At 38.4% G+C, this 23730-nt stretch carries 17 protein-coding genes and 3 pseudogenes; 10 read left to right on the top strand and 10 right to left on the bottom strand.

Annotated features, from left to right (window positions below; genetic code table 11):
• Positions 1–86: 86 nt before the first annotated feature.
• Entirely contained in the window at positions 87–293 is a 207-nt protein-coding gene (locus tag C9J47_RS04095) for a helix-turn-helix domain-containing protein (RefSeq protein WP_107252367.1), read from the bottom strand.
• A 190-nt stretch (positions 294–483) separates the two neighbouring features.
• Between C9J47_RS04095 and C9J47_RS04090 the strand changes: the two genes are divergently transcribed.
• The 7 genes and pseudogenes from C9J47_RS04090 to C9J47_RS04055 form a co-directional block, all read left to right on the top strand.
• Positions 484–999 (top strand): response regulator, encoded by a 516-nt coding sequence (locus C9J47_RS04090; RefSeq protein WP_211321682.1) that lies wholly within the window; start codon positions 484–486, stop codon positions 997–999.
• Between the two features lie 4 nt (positions 1000–1003).
• Positions 1004–2410 carry a DEAD/DEAH box helicase gene (locus tag C9J47_RS04085; RefSeq protein ID WP_107252365.1) on the top strand — a complete coding sequence of 469 codons (1407 nt, stop codon included), beginning with the start codon at positions 1004–1006 and terminating at the stop codon, positions 2408–2410.
• Between the two features lie 160 nt (positions 2411–2570).
• Positions 2571–2981: a hypothetical protein gene (locus tag C9J47_RS04080; RefSeq protein ID WP_107252364.1), complete on the top strand. Its 411-nt coding sequence runs from the start codon at positions 2571–2573 to the stop codon at positions 2979–2981.
• A 215-nt stretch (positions 2982–3196) separates the two neighbouring features.
• Positions 3197–3411, top strand: a pseudogene (locus C9J47_RS04070) (transposase); the annotation flags it as partial.
• 331 nt (positions 3412–3742) lie between these two features.
• On the top strand, positions 3743–5455 hold the full coding sequence (locus C9J47_RS04065) for an ATP-dependent nuclease (protein ID WP_107252362.1): 1713 nt from the start codon (positions 3743–3745) through the stop codon (positions 5453–5455).
• Positions 5442–7061, top strand: coding sequence for a UvrD-helicase domain-containing protein (locus C9J47_RS04060; protein WP_107252361.1), 1620 nt, complete (start codon positions 5442–5444; stop codon positions 7059–7061). Before C9J47_RS04065 ends, C9J47_RS04060 begins: the two co-directional genes overlap by 14 nt.
• Positions 7062–7085: 24 nt before the next feature.
• A pseudogene (locus tag C9J47_RS04055) lies at positions 7086–7284 on the top strand (IS66 family transposase); the annotation flags it as partial.
• Positions 7285–7342: 58 nt separating this feature from the next.
• Here C9J47_RS04055 and C9J47_RS04050 read toward each other — a convergent pair.
• Positions 7343–7519 (bottom strand): annotated as a pseudogene (locus C9J47_RS04050) (transposase domain-containing protein); the annotation flags it as partial.
• Positions 7520–7603: 84 nt separating this feature from the next.
• On the opposite strand from C9J47_RS04050, the gene tnpA reads away from it, so the two are divergent.
• The 3 genes from tnpA to tnpC all read left to right on the top strand — a co-directional run bounded on the left by tnpA (position 7604) and on the right by tnpC (position 9866).
• Complete coding sequence (gene tnpA, locus C9J47_RS04045; protein ID WP_107252360.1) at positions 7604–7927, top strand: IS66 family insertion sequence element accessory protein TnpA; 324 nt, start codon at positions 7604–7606, stop codon at positions 7925–7927.
• The gene (gene tnpB, locus C9J47_RS04040) at positions 7924–8277 is read left to right on the top strand and encodes an IS66 family insertion sequence element accessory protein TnpB (protein ID WP_107252359.1); all 354 of its coding nucleotides are present in this window, start codon (positions 7924–7926) and stop codon (positions 8275–8277) included. The genes tnpA and tnpB overlap by 4 nt, the downstream gene beginning before the upstream one ends.
• 68 nt (positions 8278–8345) lie before the next feature.
• The gene (tnpC, locus tag C9J47_RS04035) at positions 8346–9866 is read left to right on the top strand and encodes an IS66 family transposase (protein ID WP_425440588.1); all 1521 of its coding nucleotides are present in this window, start codon (positions 8346–8348) and stop codon (positions 9864–9866) included.
• Positions 9867–10075: 209 nt separating this feature from the next.
• Here tnpC and C9J47_RS04030 read toward each other — a convergent pair whose 3' ends face one another.
• The 8 genes from C9J47_RS04030 to C9J47_RS03995 all read right to left on the bottom strand — a co-directional run bounded on the left by C9J47_RS04030 (position 10076) and on the right by C9J47_RS03995 (position 23725).
• Positions 10076–11347, bottom strand: coding sequence for a tetratricopeptide repeat protein (locus tag C9J47_RS04030; protein WP_107252357.1), 1272 nt, complete (start codon positions 11345–11347; stop codon positions 10076–10078).
• Between the two features lie 643 nt (positions 11348–11990).
• Positions 11991–12719 (bottom strand): PP2C family protein-serine/threonine phosphatase, encoded by a 729-nt coding sequence (locus tag C9J47_RS04025; protein ID WP_107252356.1) that lies wholly within the window; start codon positions 12717–12719, stop codon positions 11991–11993.
• Positions 12720–13847, bottom strand: a complete 1128-nt coding sequence (locus C9J47_RS04020) for a serine/threonine-protein kinase (protein WP_107252355.1) — start codon at positions 13845–13847, stop codon at positions 12720–12722.
• A 420-nt stretch (positions 13848–14267) separates the two neighbouring features.
• Positions 14268–15713, bottom strand: a complete 1446-nt coding sequence (locus C9J47_RS04015; protein ID WP_107252354.1) for a hypothetical protein — start codon at positions 15711–15713, stop codon at positions 14268–14270.
• Positions 15714–16069: 356 nt separating this feature from the next.
• Positions 16070–17575: a HEPN domain-containing protein gene (locus C9J47_RS04010; protein WP_107252353.1), complete on the bottom strand. Its 1506-nt coding sequence runs from the start codon at positions 17573–17575 to the stop codon at positions 16070–16072.
• Between the two features lie 310 nt (positions 17576–17885).
• On the bottom strand, positions 17886–20591 hold the full coding sequence (gene ppl / locus C9J47_RS04005) for an anti-phage protein Ppl (protein WP_107252352.1): 2706 nt from the start codon (positions 20589–20591) through the stop codon (positions 17886–17888).
• Positions 20592–20795: 204 nt separating this feature from the next.
• Positions 20796–22046: a hypothetical protein gene (locus C9J47_RS04000; protein ID WP_107252351.1), complete on the bottom strand. Its 1251-nt coding sequence runs from the start codon at positions 22044–22046 to the stop codon at positions 20796–20798.
• A 479-nt stretch (positions 22047–22525) separates the two neighbouring features.
• Positions 22526–23725 (bottom strand): tyrosine-type recombinase/integrase, encoded by a 1200-nt coding sequence (locus tag C9J47_RS03995; protein WP_146150833.1) that lies wholly within the window; start codon positions 23723–23725, stop codon positions 22526–22528.
• Positions 23726–23730 lie beyond the last annotated feature (5 nt).

The raw sequence follows: 23730 nt of genomic DNA, 5'->3' as shown, positions 1-23730 counted from the left end.
AACAGGCTTCACCCACTTTTATAGATGGCCCAAGAAGATATTTCTAGTTTAGCGATAGTACTTCAATGTAACGACTAAAAATAAGTCTAGGGCAATAAATCCTTGGCATTACACTCCAAAATCTCAGCTATCTGATAGACCTTTTCTAAGGTCACATTGACCTCTCCACGCTCTATACGCCCAACGTAACTTCTATCAATATCTGTCAATAGAGCAAGTTTATCTTGCGAGATCTTCAATATTTTCCGTCTTTCTTTAATTTTTATACCTAATTTGATCGCTAAGTCTTTCATTTCTCGTCTCTCTCCTTAAGACGAGAACTATCCGTAGTTGCGCGGCACAAAACAACGGATTATAATCCTCTTTTCTTGGGGTTGGCATACTATTTCGTTAATGCCGACCCTTTTTTAAGCGGATCTTACTTTGGTAAACGTGATGTCAAATGTGTCTGTCGTAATCAATGAGCATATCTGTAACATCCTAATGGATGAGCAGTTTGATAACTTTACAGTTTTACAGCTAAGGGATACTTACCTTTCTTGCCAAGAGACAACAAACAACATAGTAGAGGCTCGTAAGGTTGTTTACAGGCAGGTTTTACGATTATGGAACTTGGGTTTATTGGACAAAAATGAAACTGAGAATTTAAAGAAACCAACTTACACAAAGACAGTATTGTTTTACAAAGCTGAACTGCAGCCACGAATAAAAAGAACAGAACCTGAACAAGTAAAAGCAATACCTAACTCTATAGAGCCAGAACCGGTGATCGAGACTCAAAGCATTATTCATGAACTTGAAAAAAAGCTTAAACAATACCAGGTCGATTTACTCGCCAGCATCGGAGAATCAGAAGAATATATGCGCTTGTATGAAACCTTACCTGAAATGAAAAGTCATTTAGAAATGCAATACCATCAAGCTCGTGAACGTAGCTCAAAGCTACTTGGGCAAATTAAAGCAATTAAAACAATTCAGTCCCATTATAAGAAGTCGTAATTAGATGAAGTTAAGAAGTTGGCAAGTTGAGTGTGTCGAGTTAGTGCTTAATCACTATCGTGATATCAATAAAAACTTTTTGTGTCTTGCGACACCAGGTGCCGGTAAAACAATAATGGCAGCTGAAGTGGCAGCTAGTCTGTATACGGACGATAAAATTGATTTCATATTGTGCTTTTCACCATCAATTTCTATCTCTGAGAGCATCCAGAGCACCTTCTCTCGCAGGTTTAATCAACGATTTGATGGCGTTATTGGTGCAGCAGGAAGCTCATATACTTACCAGAACATGCTCTATTTTAAAGATGATTTTTGGCAACTTCTGAAAAATTATCGAGTGTTTGTCATTTTTGATGAGATTCATCACTGTGCTGGCACAACATTAGAAAATGCGAATGCATGGGGTGAAGAGATTCTTGTTAACATAAAATCATTGGCAACTTATACGTTAGCGCTAACTGGTACACCTTGGCGCTCAGATAAGGCCCCTATTGTTCTGTCCGAGTATCTTGAACCGAATAACAAAATTAGATGTAACTATATCTATGGCTTGAAAAAAGCAATTTCGGACAATGTCTGTCGTAAACCCAAGATAGTTCTCGTTGATAATGAAAAAATTTCGGTAACAGATGAAGGCAATCAAACCGATACCTTCGGAAGTATTTCTGAACTCCTAAAAGAATCAATGATTACTTACCAATCACTAATTACCAATGATAAAGCGATTCGTCACATCTTGTCACTAGGATGTAGAAAGCTCGCTGATATTCGTCGACAGAATCCAACTTCTGGAGGGTTAGTTGTTGCCTCATCAGTAAAGCATGCTTTAGAAATTCGTCATATTCTTTGTAATGAATTTCACCAGTCTGCCGTGATAGCTACTTACCAAGAAAATTCACCCAATATGGTTATTAATGAATTTCGCCATAGTGAAACAGAGTGGATCGTAAGTGTTGGAATGGTCAGTGAAGGAACTGACATCCCCAGACTTCAAGTCTGTTGTCATCTTAGTCGAATCAAAACCGAGCTATACTTTCGGCAAGTCTTAGGTCGTATTCTGCGATTCAGTGATGCGCCAAATCAAGATGCTTGGTTGTTTACTTTCGCTGAATGTCAATTAACAGAGTTTGCAAACAGAATAAGCGAAGATTTACCTGATATTCCCGTAATTATTAAAGAGAGCGAATGCTTTGAAGAAGCCCCAAACCAGCCAGAAAAGCATAAACCAAGAAAAACAACCTCTAGATTAATTGAACCTACTGATGATGAACCGCAACCAGACATCACAATGATTGAACAGAATAATATAGATGACAGCATAGTATCTTTAGAGAGTACGGTAAACCATTCGCTTGAGCTTCTTGGTCTGTTCAGGGAAAGGGTTATCGCAACATTCGATTCACCTTTTTAGAGATGTATCGTGCAACACACTAAAACTATGCATTACTCATCATTGATAACGCGTACATCCGAGCAACAATGTATTCAGTTGAGGTTACGTTTCTACGAAATCGTACTCAATACCAAGTACAATTCTCAGCAGTGTTAGCCAGTTAAAATAAGAACCTAACATGGAAGATGATGAAAACCAGCACATTATTCTCAACAGGATACGCACGCCTGACAACAACATACTAACGAGTCGCTATTCACACGAGCACGTGAGACATACTCAAGCTGATGGGTTTATTTACGCAGTTGGTGGCGGCACAGAAGCTCTATATCGCTCACATACGAACGATGCTCATCTTTCGCTTTATGATGATGCGCCTCATGAGGATGTCAGGGAGGGCTTCTTCTGGATTAGTAGAGGTGAAGGTAGGCGCAAAATCAGCGCATTGAGAGAGCTGCCTACTGAGCATATCCAAGCCATTCTAGACACGCAAAAACTAGCTAAGTGGCGTCGAGACATATTTAAAGCAGAGCTGTACTTCAGGCACAAAGTTTGCAGGCAAAGATCGAACGGTAATAAGAATGATTAATTGGGGAATATTTATATCAGCGGTTGTATTTGCAACAACATTGTTGCATGCAATGTTAATCGTAGGGGCGTTGGCTTCAGGAAGAGCCGAGAGAGCAAGTATCAGCGGGTATATTGTCCTAGGGTTTCCGTTATCATTTGCCTCACTAGTCACGCTACTATCTATGACGTAGCTATGTCGATGAAGTGAAAACGTTTAAACACAAGACTCGATGTTTCGCCGACGCGCTGCTAGACAGAAAAGTTGGTGTCTGTAACTACGCCAAATACAAGTTAACCAACGCTCGAGTTGAAGCAGGAAATGTCTCTCTTTATTTACTTAGACGAAGTGCTCGTGGAGTGAGAGATACGGAATACTTCAACTTAAGATTAGGCAAACATCTGTTCCTGGTACTCACTCTACTTTTTACCCAAATATCAAGCTCAACTAAACGGAGAAGAACCGATTTTGTGGGGGAAGCATTTCACCTTTTTTGGTATTAGCACCACGGTGAAATAGAAGGAGTGTCACTAGAATCTACAAAGCAAGACTTCCCCCTCACCCGAGAATACACCCTGACAAGAATATTCCATATTAAGCATATTAACCCTCTAACAAATTGAATTGATGAAGTTTTATTATCGTGTAAAATGCTATTACTCTCTTGGCATTCTTGCTAGAACTGTAAGCCGTATTGCAGCTAGATTCCCAAATACAGGTTCTGTGGAGCCCCACACGAACACCAATAATTTCTTAACTGCTAGTTAACAAAGGAAAGTCCATTGGAAATATCTTCTCTTCATCTAAAAGGCTATCGCAATTTTGAAGATGCTTTGATCAACTTTAACACAAGCACTCTAGTTATCGGAGCAAACGATATTGGTAAGAGCAACATGCTTCATGCTCTTCGTATATTACTTGATAAAACGCTTTCAGATGCGGATATAGAGCCTTCTGAGTTAGATTTTCATATCGGTCAAGAAGGAGTTGCTGATCAGGCAGAGGTAACTATTTTCTTTAAGGATATAAAGGAAGATGCAGTTCTCTCAATATTAAAAGGTAATGTGAGTGATCACGGTGAAACGATCATCAGATACACAGCGAGCAAATCAGATCTTAGTTACAAGATTTGGATTGGACACGCACTAGATGAATTACAAGAGGTTTCTAGCCGTTTTTACCTAAAGTACCTTAATCTAAAGTATATCCAGTCACAACGTGATCTTGAACGTTTTATAGGAAGAGAGAAAAAACAGCTACTTCGTATTGCACAGCAACTTTTAAGCGAAGATGATGCCGTAGAAGATGAAGCTTTGCTCACCGAAATTGGGCAGGATTTATCACAATTAAATAGTAAGATCTCACAATTAAAGTACGTTAGCTCAGCTACTCATGACATTAACACTGAGTTAAAAAAATTAGCTCACCACAATGCAGATTACTCAGTACAGTTAGATACGGGAGCTATTGAAGTTAACGACTTTATAGACAAGCTCCAGCTTGGTGCCATGACTAACGGGTCAAGTGTAATGCTTGGTGGTGATGGGCGTAACAATCAGATCTTGCTAGCTCTATGGAAAGCTAAAAGTGTCATCGAACAGGATACTGAGCACGAAGTGATTTTTTATGTAATTGAAGAGCCTGAAGCTCACCTTCATCCACATCAACAACGTAAACTCGCTAGTTATCTAGTGGACGAGTTACCAGGTCAGACAATAATTTCGTCCCACTCCCCTCAAATAGCTTCCAATTTTTCGCCTGATTCTATCATTCGTTTACTATCAAAAAATAAATCGACTGTAGCTGCGGGTAACGGCTGCTCCCAGTGTATTGTAGAAGGCTGGGAAAACATGAGTTACCGTATGAGTATTCTACCTGCGGAAACCTTTTTCTCTAATGGTGTCTTTTTAGTTGAGGGGCCGTCAGAAATGCTTTTCTATCAAGAGTTAGCGAAGCGAGTAGACATAGACCTAGACTTTGAAAATCTTTCGATTTTGTCAGTTGATGGTATTTCGTTTGCAGTATACGTAAATATTCTAGATGCCCTAGAGATTCCTTGGGTAATGCGCACAGATAATGATATTTCAAAAATCAAAGATAAAGAACTGTGGCAATACGCTGGGGCTAACCGCTGTCTTCGAGCTGCGAGTTTAAAGACTTTATATCATAGTGATAAAAAGTTACTTCCTAAAGATGCTTTTGACAACGGCACATGGAAAATCATTTCAGACGCAGTTAATTGTAAAGGTATCTACTTATCTAAAATTGACTTAGAAACTGACTTTGTTAGTGAACTATCTTCACCAATTCTAACTGCACTAGGAAAAAAAACGGAAGCTAGTGCAATCAAATACTTACAGGGTAAAAAGGCTCTTCGCATGCGCTCTTTATTGAAGAAAATTAAAGATGAACTAGGGTCACTGGAATCTGGTGATTTAGCAAAGCCTCTATACAAGCTAGTTGAAAAAGCAAGGTTAACCCGTGACTATATTTAAACCAACAACTCAACAACAAGCTGCCATAGATTATGATGGCAGCATGATTATCACGGCATGCCCTGGAAGTGGAAAGACAACTGTGATGAAGGAAAAAGTTAGACAAACAACAGCTAACTTACCTTCTCATAAAGGTGTAATAGCTATAACCTTTACAAAGAAAGCTAGCAGTGAACTCAAAAAAAAGTGTACATATAACGCCCATGACACAAAACAGAGTTTTTTCGGAACAATCGACAGTTTTTGTTTAAAAGAGATCATTATCCCTTTCATAGGGAAGATCTGGGGTACACCAAAAACAGAATTGAATCCGATCAAACAGTTACAAGAGCCTTACGTTCATTACTTAAAAGATAAGTACATTTCCCCTACTTCCGAAGATATCAATAATGATGAAGGCTTTAAAAAACTATATGAAGAAGGCATGCTTTGGATGAATTCCTTTGCAGCGTTAGCCCTCTACATTCTACAAAACTCAAAAGCAGCTCAACGCTACATTAAAGCTAGATATTCACATGTGTTTATTGATGAATATCAGGATTCATCATTAGCTCAACATCAACTTTTTTTTCATCTGTTTGAGCAAGACTTGATTGCAACAGCAGTCGGTGATGTCTGGCAGTCAATTTACGAATTTCGAGGCGGAAACTCCAGGTTATTAAATGAATTAGCTACAAACCCAGGTTTTGAACACTTTGTTGTCGATATAAATCATCGTTGTCACCCGTCTATTGTAAATTACGCAACAAGATTAATGGATCCTAGTGCTACTCTCCTAACACATGACGCTAATGACATCAGAGTTCATAGACTCCATTTGAAAGGTAACCTAAAAGATATCGGCAGTGTTTTGTCAACTTACATTAAAAAGTTGATAGTAGATGGTGATCTAGGCAATGCATCAGATGTAGCAATACTTGCAAAAAAAGAGAAGTCTTTAGCCCTCTGTGCGCTAGGAATGAATATTGATTATCGGTTGTACAATGATAATCCTTTGGAGAAATCCAGCTTATCTGATTGTACGGATTTGTACTCTGATTTACTTTCATTTCGATATGGTGCAATCACTACAATACAAGACTTGATAGATAAACACTTTGACTTGCTTGAACCTAAGAAGATAACGATAGCTAAATTAAGGTCTTTGATTAAACGATTACGAGACGATCAATCAGTAGATGATCTGATATACAAGTTTGGGGAGTTAGCAAGCCTTATCGGGATCATGGAAACACAAAATACCGATGCTTCCTTGAAATTAAAAATTCATGAGCAAGCGTTTCTTAAGCAGTTTATGGCAAAGGCTGATAATGAAGTTCAAATCATGACACTGCACAAGTCAAAAGGATTAGAGTTTAAATATGTCTTTCATCTAGACCTCGAAGAGTGGTCATTTCCATATATGGAAAAAGGTGACTCTTGGGATGACCTTCATTATCCCAACCTACCTCAAGATACAAATTTGCATTATGTGGGAATTACAAGGGCTGAAGAGTATTGTGTTCTTGTCAGAGCGGAGTATCGACAAAACGCAGCAGGTAAGGATTCAAAATCAAGAGAGTCATATTTTTGGTCATTACCACAGCTAAAAGGGTTGTATCAGTAATTCATTTATCTACAAAAGCACCTGTTGTTAGAGCAAGTGGTGGTTCAGGCCGATGAAACGCCACTTAATGTGCTTAAAATGTTACATGTGGCTATATTGCTCAGGGGCCGACTCACCAGAAACGACATTAAAAGGCGTGGAAAATATCGTGTTGTTCGATTATCAAAATGGCCGTTCAAGGGCATGCCTTGAAAGCTTCCTTGGTAATTACGACGGCTATTTATAAACGGATGGCTATTTATAAACGGATGGCTACAAAGTAAGCGTCTGGGCAACGACACCTAGCTATGCTTAATATTCCATGGCAGCAACGCGTCAATATTATTCGGTTTTTCAGCAATCTGCTGCAAGCAGGTTGCGATATAATCATGAACAAGAAGATTATTCGCTTTTGCTGTTTCAACCAAACTATATAAAATCGCACTCGCGTTCGCACCTGTATTGGTGTACGAAAATAGCGTAAGCGAGCCATAAACCCCGCCTTCAATTAACTGACAGTACACTTTAAAATTTTGTCTTCAACAATAAACGGAGACAAGATCATGGCACCACGGCGTAGCAATCAGGAATGGAAAACTTTACTTCAGCAGTGTGAGGAAAGCTCTCTCACCATTAAAGAGTTCTGTCGTCAAAATCATCTGGCCACCTCAGCTTTTTACACTAAACGACAGCAATTAAACGTCGTAGATGAACGTCGAGACAATGGTTTTGTTCATGCGCAAATTACTGAGCGCACAATGCAATATCAGGTGCCACAACCTCCTGTTGCCAATATGGCACTGAGTATTGGTGATATAGAATTGAGTATCCCTCAAGGAACTCCAGCCATTTACCTAGCTGAACTTATTGAGGCGTTGCGATCATGAATGGGCTTATCAACCCGCCGGCGATATATCTATACCGCGCATTTGTGGATTTTCGTAAATCGATTAACGGCTTGGCTGCACTGGTTGAAAGTGATACTGATTTGCCGCTTGATACGGGGGCTTTGTTCCTGTTTACCAACAAACAACGCGACAAAATTAAAATACTTTACTGGGATAAAACAGGCTTCGCGCTTTGGTACAAACGACTTGAAAAGAACAAATTCAAGTGGCCTTCCAAAGAGGATAATCAGGTCTTTACCTTAAGCAAAATGGAGCTTGAACAGTTACTTGCAGGCTTCACGATTATCGGCCATAAACCCATTGAAATACACGATTTTACAATGAGTTAATCGTTATAAAAGACAGGTGTGCCGAGTGTTTTTATGCCGATTTTAGTATAATAAACACCATAAAAACGATGCTTGATGTTAATCCTCAAAGCCAAGATGTCACTGCGCTTCAAGCGATGGTGCAGTCTCTCATGGATAAATGTAAGCAGTTAGAAACAGAAAAGAGTTCTCTTGCTGAGCAGTTCAAACTGGCCTTAGATCGCCAGTTCGCTAAACGTGCAGAATCCCTTAAGCCTTATGATGAAGCACAAGGCGACTTGTTCAATGAAGTCGAGCAAGAAGCAACGGCGCCTGAGCAGACAGAAGTGGTAACCACTTCAGGTAAGAAGGTGCGTGGTAAGCGTAAACCTCTGCCGAAAGATCTCCCTCGCGAACGCATCGTTCTTGATCTCACCGAGGAAGAGAAAGTCTGCGCATGCTGCCAAGGCGAGTTACACAAAATCGGTGAAGATGTCAGTGAAAAGCTTGAGTTCATCCCCGCGGTATTGAAAGTACTGGAGTACGTTCGCCCTAAATATGGCTGTCGGCAATGTGAGCAACATGCACAAAGCGTTGCGATAAAACAACAACCAGCTCCGACAGCACTTATCCCGAAAAGCTATGCCACAGAAAGCTTGCTCGCCAATATTATCCTGGGTAAATACCAATATGCCTTACCGCTTTATCGTCAGGAAACGCTGTTTTCACAGGCGGGTATCGATCTACCTAGAACCACAATGGCGCGTTGGGTGATGCAGGTCAGCGAGTGCTTTACACCGCTGTATCAACGGTTAAAAGAGACGTTACTGAATCAAACCGTCGTTCAGGCCGACGAAACACCACTCAATGTGCTCAAAGAAAATAAGCAATGTTATATGTGGGTTTACTGCTCGGGTGCTGACTCCCCCAAGGCTTCGCTTGAGGGGGTGAAAAATATCGTATTGTTCGACTACCAAAACAGTCGGGCACGGGCTTGCCCCGAGGCTTTCCTCGAGAAGTATAACGGCTATCTGCAAACAGATGGTTATAAAGCGTATGACGGTCTCGCTTATGTTGAAAATCTAGGATGCATGGCACACGCTCGTCGTAAATTTATGGATGCCAAGAAGCTTCAAGGGAAAGGAAAAACAGGTAAAGCGGATGTTGTGCTGGCTAAAATTCAGAAACTTTACGCACTGGAGTCGAGAATAAAAGGCTTCACTGCTGCCGAGCGATTAGTTGAGCGACAAGAACATGCAATCCCACTGCTGAATGAGTTGTCCCAATGGCTCAGTAAACAAAAAGTCATCTCGTCGAGTCAGCTAGGTAAGGCAATAAAATACACCGTGGGTCAATGGCCTAAACTGATACGTTATGCTGAAGATGGGCATTTATCTATCGATAACAATCGGGCAGAACGTGCGATCAAACCACTGGTTATTGGGCGGAAAAACTGGTTATTTTCTGACACTCCTAAAGGTGCGGGTGCTAGCGCGATGCTTTACAGCATCATCGAAACAGCAAAAGCTAACGACCTTATCGTGTATGACTACCTGGTTAACTGCATGAAAGAACTCGCTAAGTCAGCGCCTAATATCGAATCACTTCTTCCGTGGCACTTCTCCCATTAAAATGCCCCGTGGGTTCGGGCGCATACAGTGATTAAGTCACCTGATTACGAAGAAGAAGTCGCCCAAATGGATATGATCATGTGATGCTCTTTCACAACTTGTTCTATTCGCGTAATTGCTGTGATATAGGGAAGGATACATAATTTGAAATTAATAGGGCTATTTCTCTTGTTGGGGAAATAGCCCCTTATATTAAGGAGGCACTTTTATTAGAAATCGTCCCAATGAGTTAAGTCTTGATTTGCTTGAACCTGCTCATATTTGGTCAAAGGTCTGTTCTTGTTCAGAATCAAATCTGTAAGTCGAACAACACTCTTCTGATATTTATCATTCCCTTGGGCAGCTAACTCATACCAGAACAAAGCTAGGTGATGGTCGATCCTTTCAACTAAACCTGTCTCATAAAAAATGCCCATCAAATTTTGAACATCAGCATCACCTTTTAGGGCTGCCTGGTTACAGTACTCTCTTGCCAGATGAACGTTTTGTTTAACGCCAGGAACGCCATCGAAATACATCACACCCAGATCACTCGCTGCTTGAACATAGCCTTTTCCGGCTAGATTCGTTAAAATTGATAATGACATTGAGAAATCTTTCTGACGTCTATATATTTTAGCAAAATCATATTCAGCATCGAGAGAGCCTAACTTTACGGCTTTTGTTAATAGTTCGACATATTTTTCAGGATTTTGGTTGACAAAAATCCCGGTTAAATAATGAGAGGCCAACTCAAAAGCAGCATCACCATGACATGCCGATAGCTTATTAAGAGTCGCGATTGAAGCTTCAATTTGAGTGTCTACTTGCAAATCTAATGATAGCTTTGCTACCTGGAATTTTGCATGATTCAAGCGAGTGAGACTATCAGAGTGTTCAAGAGCTTTAGTATAAAGATCTATAGCAGTGTTTAAGTTTTTTTCAACACCCAATCCGTCTTTGTACATATCGGCAAGGTATGTATGTGAGTCTATATCACCCATACCGGCTGCTTGTTCAAACAAGTAGAAGGCATTACGGTAATTGACACCAAAACCTTCTGAACCAGTTAGAAACAGCTCACCAATGCAAGCCATTCCTTCAGTTCCAATAATCGTTAACTCTATTTCTCTACCGTCTTCGTAAAAGTTATCACGAGCTAACACTTTATTTATATAAAGAGTATTAAAGTAGATCTGAATTAAAAAGAGAATTTGATGAGATTCGCGAAACTCGTGATCATCAAGTGAGTATTTCTCAATACCACTTAACTTAATAACTTCAGCGATTAAAGCTTCAACTTTCTCACGTGGAATAACCCCTGATTTTTTAATAAAGCGTCTAAAATCACGCCACTCATCAAAGCCCCTTGATTCTGCCATCCTTTCATGTAAAAAAGCAGAGGTGGCCTCGGGATATTCATTCTTCAACTCTTTTTTCAGAGCCTTAACGATTTGTTTTACTTTAGCTTCATTAAATTTAATGTCTTTATAAAGTTCCATAACACTTCCATACTAAAAATAGTTTAAATATTAGCCATGTAATGGCTAGTAACTAATGGAATGTCTCTGAGAAACTTTGTTACTTAACAGTAAGGTACTTATTCCTGAAGCCAGTAAATAATAATGAAATGGATATAAAAAGAAAAGTGATATTTTCCAGAGCAATATCTTTTATCAGTTTGGCTGAAAAACGCTCAACTCTTAGGGCAAGGATTAATCACAAGCTTATCTACACCAGTGTCACAGGACGGGATCGTACTTTGTTAGCAATAATTGATTGAGTAGATTGACCATGATCATGTGTCGGAATTAAGGTCATAAAAGGCTCATCATTCTTTTTGAATACGCGGTTTATGGGGCGCTTACAAGTAATCCGAATCAAGCGAAAGATTGAAGCGCACTGGATGGAAATGGCTATATTACACATGCATGAAAGAGGGGGATTAAGCTAACGCTATATGCGCTAGCTACTGAACTACTAGCTGGCATTTGGACAAAAACGAGCTAGCAGCCACCATGCTGGAACGCCTCTGGACATAAACGAGGTTGAACTTTTAGCTAGCGCCGATATAAACGGTGAGTAACAGTTGGCTAAAATGAAGCGGAGCAAACTAACTGTTACGAATCCGATTTGATTGCCTTGCTAGCCGCTTTTAAAGCGTACAGCGACCAATGAGAAGTCATCGTGAGGTCCGTTGTTTAGTACCCTTTTTTTAAGGTTGCTACAAAGTTGTAGTAAGTTGTCTGCACCACTATTTCCAACTATCCTAGTACCATCAAAAGATTGGTAAACACCATCTGACACAAGCACAATTGAACAACTGTTAGATTCGTAAGTATCAACATCAATTTTGAATTTTTTGTTTGCTCTCAATGAGTTAGTTAGTAAACTTCCCGAGTGATGTCCCTTTAATTCAGAACTTTTGAAAATACCAGAATCAATTAACTCTTGCTTTTTAGTATGATCAGTGGTCAGTTTTTTTGCTGATTTCCCCTCAATGACATAAGCTCTTGAGTCACCAACATTTGCAATTTCCACCTTACCGGAAGTAATTTTACAAATAACTAGTGTCGTCGCCATATTTTTCATATTTGTTTGCTTTTCAGCTTCAATATTTATATTACTGGATACTTTATGAAAAAATTCTTTTAAGTTGCAGTCAGGATTGTCTAGTATTTCTCTTCTTACAGTGGATATTGCTACATTAGAAGCTGTACTACCGCCATCAGAACCACCAACTCCATCGGCAAGAGCAATAAATATTGCGTTTTTTGTTATTACTGCGGGTAAAACGGCATCTTCATTTTCCTCCATACAGTTCTTAGGGTGCGAAAATGCGACTGCCTCAACTAATTCAAGATAATGCTCCATTTACAGTCCTCTCACTACTTTATTAAACGCAGTCCTAAGTTGTGCAATTGAGTCATATCTATTTTTAGGCTCTTTTTTTGTGCATTTAAATATAATGTCTCCAAATGCACCTGCAGAGTTCCTTTCATCATAGGGAACTCCGAGAGACTCATCGTCTTCTCTAAATAAGAACAGAAGCAGCACGCCTAATGAGTAGATGTCAGATTGAGCGTTAGCCACTCTAAAACCATGCAAATAGCATTCTCTTGGCATATAGGGTTCTGATCCCCAAGCACCATATGTAGACGTAATATTAGTAGTACTGCTTCTGTCAGATGGTGAAATTAACCCAAAATCAGATACTGCATATTTGTAGGATCCATTCGGATCATCAAATCGTAAAATATTCCCAGGCTTAATATCGCGGTGTACATGGCCTTCGTTATGCAATACCTCTAGGCCATCAAGCGAATTTAAAAAAGCTTTTACTTTTGTATCAAAGTCAAAAGTTAGTCCTGCGTTACTTTCATTCCCTAGGTGACATGTTGCAAGTGGCATCGTAAATGAAGGTGGATCTCCGTCTAAGTCTGAATCTAAAATTTGCACTATATTTGGGTGCTTAAAGCTACTTTGATACTTAACCTCTCTTTTGAAACGCCTTTTTAATTCCTTTTGTTCGTTTTGATCACCTTTTAATTGAAGGGTTTTGCGAGCGACAAAATTTCCATCTTGCAACTGCACTCGCTCTACCACACCAAAACCTCCTCTTCCTAAATGAGATGGATATTGACTACCCAAAGTATCTCTAACTAGAGGCTTTGGATCTAACCTTTGTACTTCTTCTTCGGCTGCAAAAGGATTAATGTTTTCACCTGCTGTTGTACTATATTGGATAGATTCAAAAATCCCATCCCACATTATTTTTTTTTCGTATTCTGTAAAATAATTTTTATGCTCAACTAATTCGCTTATTTTTACTTGGTCATACTCACGTCTAGTTTTTATTACTCCGAAAAAAAAACTAGGGCTTCGATTAATCTTACTTTTTATAAGATTATTAACGTTGTCTTTTTGAGTTACACAGACCTCTGAAGCGAGTATTCTTCCATAAGCTTTTGCAGCATCAAATAACATTGAATGCTTATTCATAAGTTCCTCACTAGGAGTCAATTTTTTCTTCGTCTAATTGCATTTCCAGCCCCAAGCTAGACAGTTACCTAACACTATGTCAAATATGAAAAATTAGTCCAAATATAAGATGTTCAAATTGAGTGCCAAGGCCAGAAACTAACAGATACTTTACTGGTATGGCAAAGCCTAAGCCATCAGTAACTTGATAAAGTGTGATCTATTACGATCGCAACTCAGGATGAGTCAGATCCGATCTAGACACAAATAGCTAGTTCAATGTTGGACAAAAATGAGTTTGCGATTTTACTAATTTAGTAAATCATGAATTAACTGAAGTATGGCAAAAGTCGCTTAATTGAGCGTCCAGTCTTAGCGATGTAGATGACCCCGATAAAGTGTTGGCTACGCAACTTTTACCCTTATTAGTTAGGCTTGTATTTAAGTTAGGCGCACCCACCCATTATTTGGCGTACTTACATGGGCTTCAGGGGTTGATTCAATTTTAAAGGCTATTTCATCAATTGAAAATACATCAGGAAATGAACTATCTGTAACTGTTTCGATGTACTTTATTAATACCGCTAATGTTGCTCTTTTTAAGATTATGTAGTCTGCGTTATATTCATACTGCTTAGAAACAGGTTTGGACTCTGTAGGCAAAGCGTTAGGCAAGCCAGCAAAATTTTTTCCGTCCATGTTTTGGGAGAAAGCTTCGAATTTTATGTTAGCACCATGTACGTAACTTGAGCGGTGGTCGTTATAGATTCTTTTTGACCACTTATCAACATTACATTCTTCATGTGACTTTGTTAAGAGCTGAACTATCGTTTGAACCAAAGCTTTTCTTGAACCATGCTCGTCTCTGGTAGTTGAGGAAATCTCTTTTGCAATTGCATCGAGACAAGCGACATAGCTCACTAACCCAACAGTTTGGTTAACCCCCTCAGTCTCTTTAGCTGAGTAAAACGAGAACAGTATATTTTTTAATTTTCTATTGCTTTTAGCACAAGAGAGCGAGTTGACTGATAGAAGCACACTGGAGATAAACTCAACTTCTTCGCTTGTTATCTTATTACTAGTCCCTGAAACACTAGAGGATGTTTCTGGGTAAAACTTTTCGATATTGTCCACCGATAGACTAAAAGGTTTATCAACTGGTGTGATATGAGAGGGAAATCTTTCTATATGAGTAATTTTTGCTTTATGTAAGGCTAGTGACATAATTGCGCATAAGAAGTTAACCTTTTCATCCGAAAAACGTTTCGCAGACAAATAAGAATGACCGTTTTCTTCAATAACAATTGCGGATACGATTTTCCCCTCAACAAGTCTAGAGGGTAACACACTGATATTGTTATTTAACTTTATTACCTCAGTAAAAATACTACTGAGTTCGACATAATATAATACATTAAACGTTGTAGTCTCCTGACTTTTTGAACGAGACAAAGCTTCTAAGACTATATCGTCAATAGACTCAATTATTCGACTATACTCCTCACTATCAATTTCATAGCTAACCCTTTCTTCAAGATTCTCATAATGTGCATGAGGCACAATGTAAAAACCAACGTCTTGCAACGAGCCTTTGAAAACTTTGAAGGAAAGGCCAATTCGGAGTTCATATGGATTTTCTTGGTATTCATGGTGCCACTCAAAACGACATAAATTCACACCCGTTTCAGTATTTGGATAGAAATAAGAAAAACCGTTTCGCTCCATAGTCAAAAAGTAAATATTTTCGACAAAACTGGGCACTTCTGACTTTTTGAGCTTGGGAAATGACTTTAATTGGGACAAAGGTGGCATGAACTTCGGTTGAGTATAGATGACCGTATCATCTTCTTTTTTAGTCAGAGGGTTACCACCAATAAATATGTTCATCGTTACCTCTATATGTATCCATGATTAGGAAAGCCTAACGCAAGCCGTCTTTCATATATGGATCATGCAGTCTTTCGTATCAATATGCAACAAAGTATCAGGGGCTTAAGGTAAATTTCAGGCGGTTAGATTGATCTATATTACTTAGTCAATGGGATGAGTATCATGAGACTGATGACCGTTCGTTAACTCGACTTCTTCGGTTAACAATTCGTACTGAAATTCGGATAATCATAAGGTTTAAGGCTAGCGCAGTCCCCGTCAAGGGGGCGAGCACTTGGATAACTGTATGTAACTCCCCCCGCTCTGAACCCTTCCTGCCAGATAGACCAAAATCATAATACAAGACTATCTAGTTACTTCGATGTTATCGAGCGTAATTGAGCTAGGTAATGAGGATACGAGGTCAAGTATAGCCCTACCTTATGGCTTGGGATATATGGATTACGCCAATCGTCAAACTTCCAACCACATTCTATTAAATCTGAAACTACAAATATAAATTCTAAAGTGTCAATAAAGAAGTTGACCACGCCAAAATGCAACTCATAATCAAATTTCTTATTACCACCATGAACAAAATAATTCCTACAGTCTACAGCTTGATGAGCAACAAACCTTAAATCATCGAATGCAAAATCACTATTTAAGCAAATAATGTCTATACGATCGTTAATTTTATGCTTAAGTGTTTTTGTACCTAATCTACCGAGAGCTTGCAGGATTGATTTCCTTTCTAAACTATCAGGTAACGCTCTAAAAACTTTACGAGCTTGAGCCTTTGCTTCATTAATATCTTCAGGCAAGTCCACCTTGGACTTATCTGGAATTAAATCAAACACATTAGCGCATCTAACTACTCTATCTATATTATATTTATTGGAGGAATATGTAAGGCACAACTGATTTCTCGAGTCATTCCAATCCTCGTACCTATCAAACCATGCTTGAAAGATTTCGCTTAAATAATCCTTTTCCATTGTTGTATTAAGTAATGAATCAAAGTGCTCATCTGATTGTTCTACATAATCGGTTGATACATAGATTTCAAAATAGCCACCTTTGTCATCTCCCTTTGTTTTGATGTCTATTTTTGATAGATAGTCTTCTTTACCACTAAGGATATTAATAAAGGTAAGAACCTTCCAACACTCATAAACTATTTTCTCTACACTAACCGATTCATTCAAAGATATATAAAATTGCGTTGATATGTCAGATTTTATCCCACTACCACCATACGAGCTTTGACCTTCAATATGGTATAAAGAAAAGTCACCAAAGCTGGTTTTGAACGAGAGTATTTCTTTACTTCCAGTGTATATATAGAGAGAAGGAGGAGTACCCATATCGTGATATTTTTTAACAGTATGATCATTAATATTGGCTTGATAGCCGAATTTACACTCTGAACGCTCTAGGTCTTGCTTAATCAAATCATTAACTAAACTCTCATCGACATGAATCACCGACCTAAATGCGTGATGGTCATGAAAGACCTTCTCAAGTTTATCAGTAGAGAACCATACTTTTTCTATACTAGCGGTGTTTTCAAGCCATTCTGTACCGATAACAACAAATCTTGGATGTATGACACAACTATACCGACTGACATACTTATCACCCTGTCTGACACTCGATGTACCATGTTGGGATAGGAAAATGGAGTCCATAAGTGTAATATGTTTCATCCCGTCATATATAAGACCATAAATATTGTCACTTACATTATTAATTATAATTGGCTCACTAGACCATATCTCAGCCTTTGTATTCATACCATTAAAGATAATTTCACCAAAGGCTTTACAATCACCAATTACAAACTCACACGAAAACTTCTTACCATTATAATTATTCATATCAGACCATATTCTCTATCTACCAACAGAAACAAAAGAAGTAACAGAGTCTTCAATAGCTATATCACATCCACTAAACTGATGTTACCCCAATTCCATAGACAGGTTAATGGCATTATAAAAAGTAAGTAAAATGACGCTTTGGTGAAGTGAGTGGTTAATCGCCTGAAAGAAGGAATGGGGCAAGAACGACTTAGATAGTCACTCTAAGTCGTTCGTTTGGGATAAGTCTAATTTGTGTAAATCATCACACTTTCATTCAGAAGGTAATGTGAAACACCAAAAATTAACTACCTAGCTTTCAGGCAGACTATCCGACTATTCGTTTGAAACGACTTCGAAATGCCTTTTCTCCCCCCTCCATTTGGGAACAGATAAAGTCTTTAACTTCTTGTTGTTGGATCCCACCGTCAATATGAGATATGAGACGCATTTGGTTTTGTTTCATACCTACGATATATTCTGCATCACCGTTCACAACAATTGGTGCCGAATGTGTCACGACTATGAGTTGTCTTCTCTGTTTGTTTTGAGAGATTGCAGGAATAACTGTTTGGGCCAACATTGCACAGTCTAAATCGTCCTCTGGTTGATCTAAGACCAAGGGATCACTTCCATAAGACATCAAGAAAGTCAGCATTGAGGCTGATTTCTGGCCTGGAGATGCTTTATCTAATGGACGCTTGTTTCCACTTTCATCTGAAAACTTAATATCAATTCCATCGTCAGGGAACCAACAATCAAAATTGTCTAATTGCTCATCAGAAAGTTGGCTTATGCGAGTTTTTAATGCACCGTGGATATCGTAGTCAGCACAGTTTGGATTTCCTTTACACTTTCTGTGGAATTGCTTTAGTTTCTCCAGTTCATTAGATCTCCGCTCTTCCATTCGAGGGTTGAAACGTTCAAATTCATCAAGTAAGTGCAAAAGCCCAACTTGACGGTCTTTGTCTAGAATATGGCTGGAAAATCGATCAATGCCTGTTGCGTTCTGGTAGCTAGAAACTAGGTCATCTGCACTACAGGCTAACGGAAGTACTTTAATATGGAGGTCTGTTAGTTCTAGGCTATCAATGAAAGCTTTTCTTTGTATTGTTAATTCTGAGCGATGTGCTATTAGGTCTGATAGTGCGGTATCTCGCTTCTCAGCAATATCATTTCTTCTATTTCGGAGAGCTTCTTCTTTAGCTATTTCTTGGGTAAGCTCTTCTTTTGAAATGAGTAATTGGTCGAGTTCATCTGGGCTTATTTCAGCACCTTCTAAAGCTTCTAGAGTTGTTTTCATTTCTTCCGTTAAGGTAGTAATATTAGCACTAAGCTCAACGAAGAACTTTTGCTGGATTATAGTGCTTAATACATCCTCGGATTGTTTTACTTGCTCAGAAATGTTTGTAACAAATACTTTTTGAGCCTCATGTACAGATAGTTGCCATTCTTTGAGATTGCCATCCTCTTCTGTTACTGAGATTGCATCGTATCCATTCACTAAATTTTTAATATCAGTAATGTTGGAATTTAGTGTATTAATCGCGGTGCTGGCTTGTGTCATTTTCTTCTGATAGGAAGTAAGCTGTTGTTGCTTTTCAGATAGACCGCATGTTTCTAATGTTTTCAACTTATTTTCGACATCTGTTAGATTTCCTTGAAGTTTAGGAATCTCATTTAGTTGCCTATCTAGTTCTCTAGTTTGTTGACCAAATGCTTTGTAATCACTTTTTAGTCGCTCATTTTGCTTTGTCCATTCGGATATTTGAACAACCTCACTATCATCAATAACTTTCAAAAATGCATTTGGTTTTGTTGCTATGTCAAATAGCATTTTTTGAGAATAAATTGAAATTGGAAATCGACTTATATCGAATGTGGGATCCTCAATCCACTCACCAGAATCCGAGTCAACCTTTGATAGTCCAAATGAATTAGGAGTCCAACTGAGCTTATATTGATAACCATCCTTGTTATATTCTAAATCTATGCTTGAATCTGAAGTCACGGCTCCGTCTACCGTATTCTTAAAATCAACAAGACGCCTTTCAATATCAGCAGGAAGCTTTGGCTCATTTACACGTGTATCACGACTTAAAGCAAGACGAATTGCTTCAACTAAAGTCGACTTTCCTGAACCTCGACTTCCTACAATAGCTGTGTACCAAGGGCTTAGATTAATAGTTATTGCATTGCCAGCCTCATCCTTGCACATGCGAGTTTTTAACGTGAGCTTGGAAATTTTGTTGTTAGGAGAGCGAGGAGGTTCAGCATCTCTGATAATACAGTGTTGAGGGTCTGCTAAGGCGACTTTTATTCCTTCGAATGAAGGAGTAGCCATTTTCACCCAAGTGTATGAGTGACCCATACGCTCACGACAGTGGGCGTCAGAGCCTTTTACTTGTGCTAGCTCTTTGACAAGAGCCTTTTCAAAGCCGCCAAGGCCATCATAGCTACCGATTAGTTCGATAGCATCGGGAGCTACATTAAACGCAGCCCGAACTTCTTCTTGGTTTGTATTTTGAAAAATACCTTTAGCTTTATCAACGTGAGCGAGTATTGCAATACCATGTGCGTCGTGAATTTTAGATATAACCTCAGGAACACCTGAACCTAGGATTGTTTGGTGATTACCTCTTTCTGGGTCTGGCCTTGAACCACAGCTTCCAACAACGTGGCTGATTGTTTCTCCAGTAGCTGTTTCATCAAATAGACCAAGCACATGGCAATTACCTGCTGCTGTTAATTCAACGGCAGGAATTATATGTAAATCTCGATAGCCAACTAGATCACCTGCATTATGTCGATCTTTCAATTGCTGCAACGTCACTTGGGCTGTTTCTAGCCATCGACCAGTGTTATGGTCACTCAACACAACACAATCTATTTCTTGCGCCATTTGAGCAAGTAGCCAATCTTCTGGAGAGCAGCCATTCAGAGCATCTTGAGAGTCTGGTTTTGGATAGTCATCAGAGCCTGGAGAATGGCAATGAAAATCGACTTTAAACCAACGACTACCGATAGGTTCCATTTGTTACCTCAATAAAATATGCAATATGTCGAAATGCTAGGGGTAGCATACAGCTGAGGTAAAATTCTATCTAGGTAATTAACTGATTTATATGACACTTGGTAAAATCTTAAGCAATTCCACGCCTGTCGAACTGGCGCTGCACATTAGAAGTGAACTATTATACAATGATGAGTGGCCTTTCAGGCCACTCGAGTTATAAGTTTAATCAACTATTTCTTTCTTCATAAACTTTAGTTTTTTGTCTTTTGAATATTTTATCTGGAACTCTTTTGATAGGTATTTTCGCATGTTTGGTATACCAAAAATATCCTCAATTTTCTCTAGATTTATATCTTCAGTGGTCATACATACAACTTCCTGCAAAGAGTAGAAGTTATGTCTGAATACATGAGCAAGAAAGCTCTTATTATGAGCGATGACATTAACCTGAAATATTTTCCCTTCACCTGACAAATAGGAAGATAGCTGATTACTCTCCTTAATCAGATCTTCAACATAAAGTGCTTCCGAGCATTCCTCTTTTGTAAAATAATTGTAGATACTATTCCCAGCACCGTACGCTACACCATTTTCAAGTAAAAGTTCAAAGCAATGATTTGATCTAACCTTTATCGGGAAGTTCTCGTCAAGTAATAGATCCATCGCCATTTCATCCAAGTACACTCGCATTCTAAAGTTACGATCAGTATATGCTTGCATGAAGATCTGACGTATTCTGTCTGCATTTTTGTGAGTCGAGCGTTCTAATTGATAGAAAATTGCTTCATTAGGGAATAGTAACTGCTTGTTATCATCTAATTCATGATCTACTTGCAGTCCATTCACTGGTAGCAAATGGCCTGGAACAAAAGCAAAAACATCCCCAGCTTCAGTTGTATCAATAAAGTTCATAGCGCCTGCAGAAGCGGTACCATTCACCAGTTCAGTATTATAAATACTGACAGCATCATTTTTATCGTGAGCAAGGCATATGACAGCAATATCTTGTTGAGTACAGTCATAGGAATTTTGAAATTGCTCTATATTCTCTTCTGAATAAGGATTACCCTGATAAACAACAAAAATATTCTTGCGCTGAGTTCTGCCAATGTGACGATCAATAACAGCTTTGGTTATTCTGGGTGTTAGCTTAAACTGACGGCAAATCAAAAGATGTACGACAGCAATAAGGTAACCACCATTGCTAGGATTAGTAACCTTTGTTGTCCTGAATACTTCATACTCTGAGTATTTTTTGCACAAATTTATTTGTTTAATAAAATGTGCATAATTTTTGAACTCAACACCGATTGCTTTTCCAAGTTTAATGGCTATGGTATCTTTGAAGTTTGTTAACGATACTTGCTTGTCCAACTCTCCAAGATCTATAAGATCTTTTCTGACGTTGACGATAATCTGTTTGAATTGATCTGTATCGATAAGATGAAAATTATCCATATATAAGTTTAGCATTGTAAAATCTCCAGCACCAACTGCCCTCTTAACTATTAATGCATCTCTTTACAATGAAACAAATCATATAGAAAATTTAGATTGAAGTGACTTTGATCTGAGGGAGATCCTACGCCGCCAGCGCGTAAATATAACTTACTATAATCTATTACTTTTCGTCAATAGCTTTATTTCCTAATTTACATCAATAACTTTGGGGTTTGATAAAACGAAGCTTAAGTTAATTCATTTTGATAGCGTGCTGCAAAGCAGTGACCCGTAAAAAAAAGTCACTGTACATCACGAAAGAGCTGGCTTTGTGATAGGGTTCAACTAAACTAAAAACTTAATCACCATGTATAGTGGTGTGACTGAGACTAACTTCCTTTAATAACAGATTTATCCGTAAACAGCATGAAAGAGCCAAGAGCAGTAAGATACAAAAAAAGCTGAAGATATCATACGAAATCTTCAGCTTTAAAAATAACCATTAGAAAGTACTATTTTTTACCTCTACGTTTCTTACTGAAATAATCATCAATAACACCTGCAGATGGCTTGGTAGAAATGAATTTTGCATAGTGTTTTTCAAGCAATGCAGGGTTACTATGCCCCATGTCATTTGCAACAGAAAATGCTGGTGCTCCAAGAGAAAGAGCATTAGATGCAAACGAATGTCGAGCAAAACACAAAGGGATATATCGAAAACCCAGCTTGGTCATTTTATCCTTAATTTTCATATTAAGTTTCCTTAAGTCATGAAAATGTTTATTCGTATTTGAGTTAACAATCAATGGATTAAAAGACACTGTTTTTTCTTCGTTGTTATCTCTCTGTATTACAACAATATCATAAGGTTTAACTTCTGGGCTGTACTCAAATATCATTTTTGCATGAAACAGTGCCGTTTCACTTAAAGAAATAGTCCGTTCAGAGCTTTTACTTTTAGGCACTTTAAATTTACGTTTTAAAGTAATTGCTTTATCTATTGTTACAGTACCATTTTCGATATCAACGCTCCCCCTATCAAGTCCAGCAAGCTCACTAGGCCTAACACCGGTAAGATTAGCAAAAATAAACGAATGCATAATATAGTCATCTTCAGCCGTCAACTCCATTAAGCTATCAAGATCTTTATATTCCATCGGATTAGGTTCAGGAACCGTAAATTTATAACAAGGGAAATCATCTTCTGTAAATTTTAAATCTACACCAGACTCCCTTGCAGTTCTAATCGCCCCTCTGATAACTGTTACATGATGATTTTTATACTTATTACTAAATTTACTATAGTTACCGGAAAACAACTCCTTGACCTTTGATGGGGTTAATTTACGAATAGGTAATTCACCAATCTCTTTTGATAAACCGTTAGCACGCGAAGTATAATCTCTAATTGCAGCTAGAGATAACTTATGAGACTCCAAGAAAATAAACTGTTTTAAATAAAACTTAACAGTTTCAATTTTCTTTGTTTCCTTTCGGATCTTATTTGTATCCCTAGATCTATCAAACTCTTCTAAATCAAACTCTCCCTTCTCTATGCTTGCAACGATTTCACATCGTATTAAAAATGCGCGTAGAAGATTTGCAGCCGTTGGTCGCATCTTTAATGTACGCTTCGTCAACTTTGAATGGTACGTAAAGTTCATTGATATTGAATTTTCATTGGGAACAATCCCAGTATATTTTTTAGACACAGGAC

This window comes from Photobacterium indicum, assembly GCF_003026215.1.
Lineage (GTDB): Bacteria > Pseudomonadota > Gammaproteobacteria > Enterobacterales > Vibrionaceae > Photobacterium > Photobacterium indicum.
The sequence above is the reverse complement of the archived record's forward strand: the minus strand, read 5'-3'. Positions and strand labels throughout refer to the sequence as shown.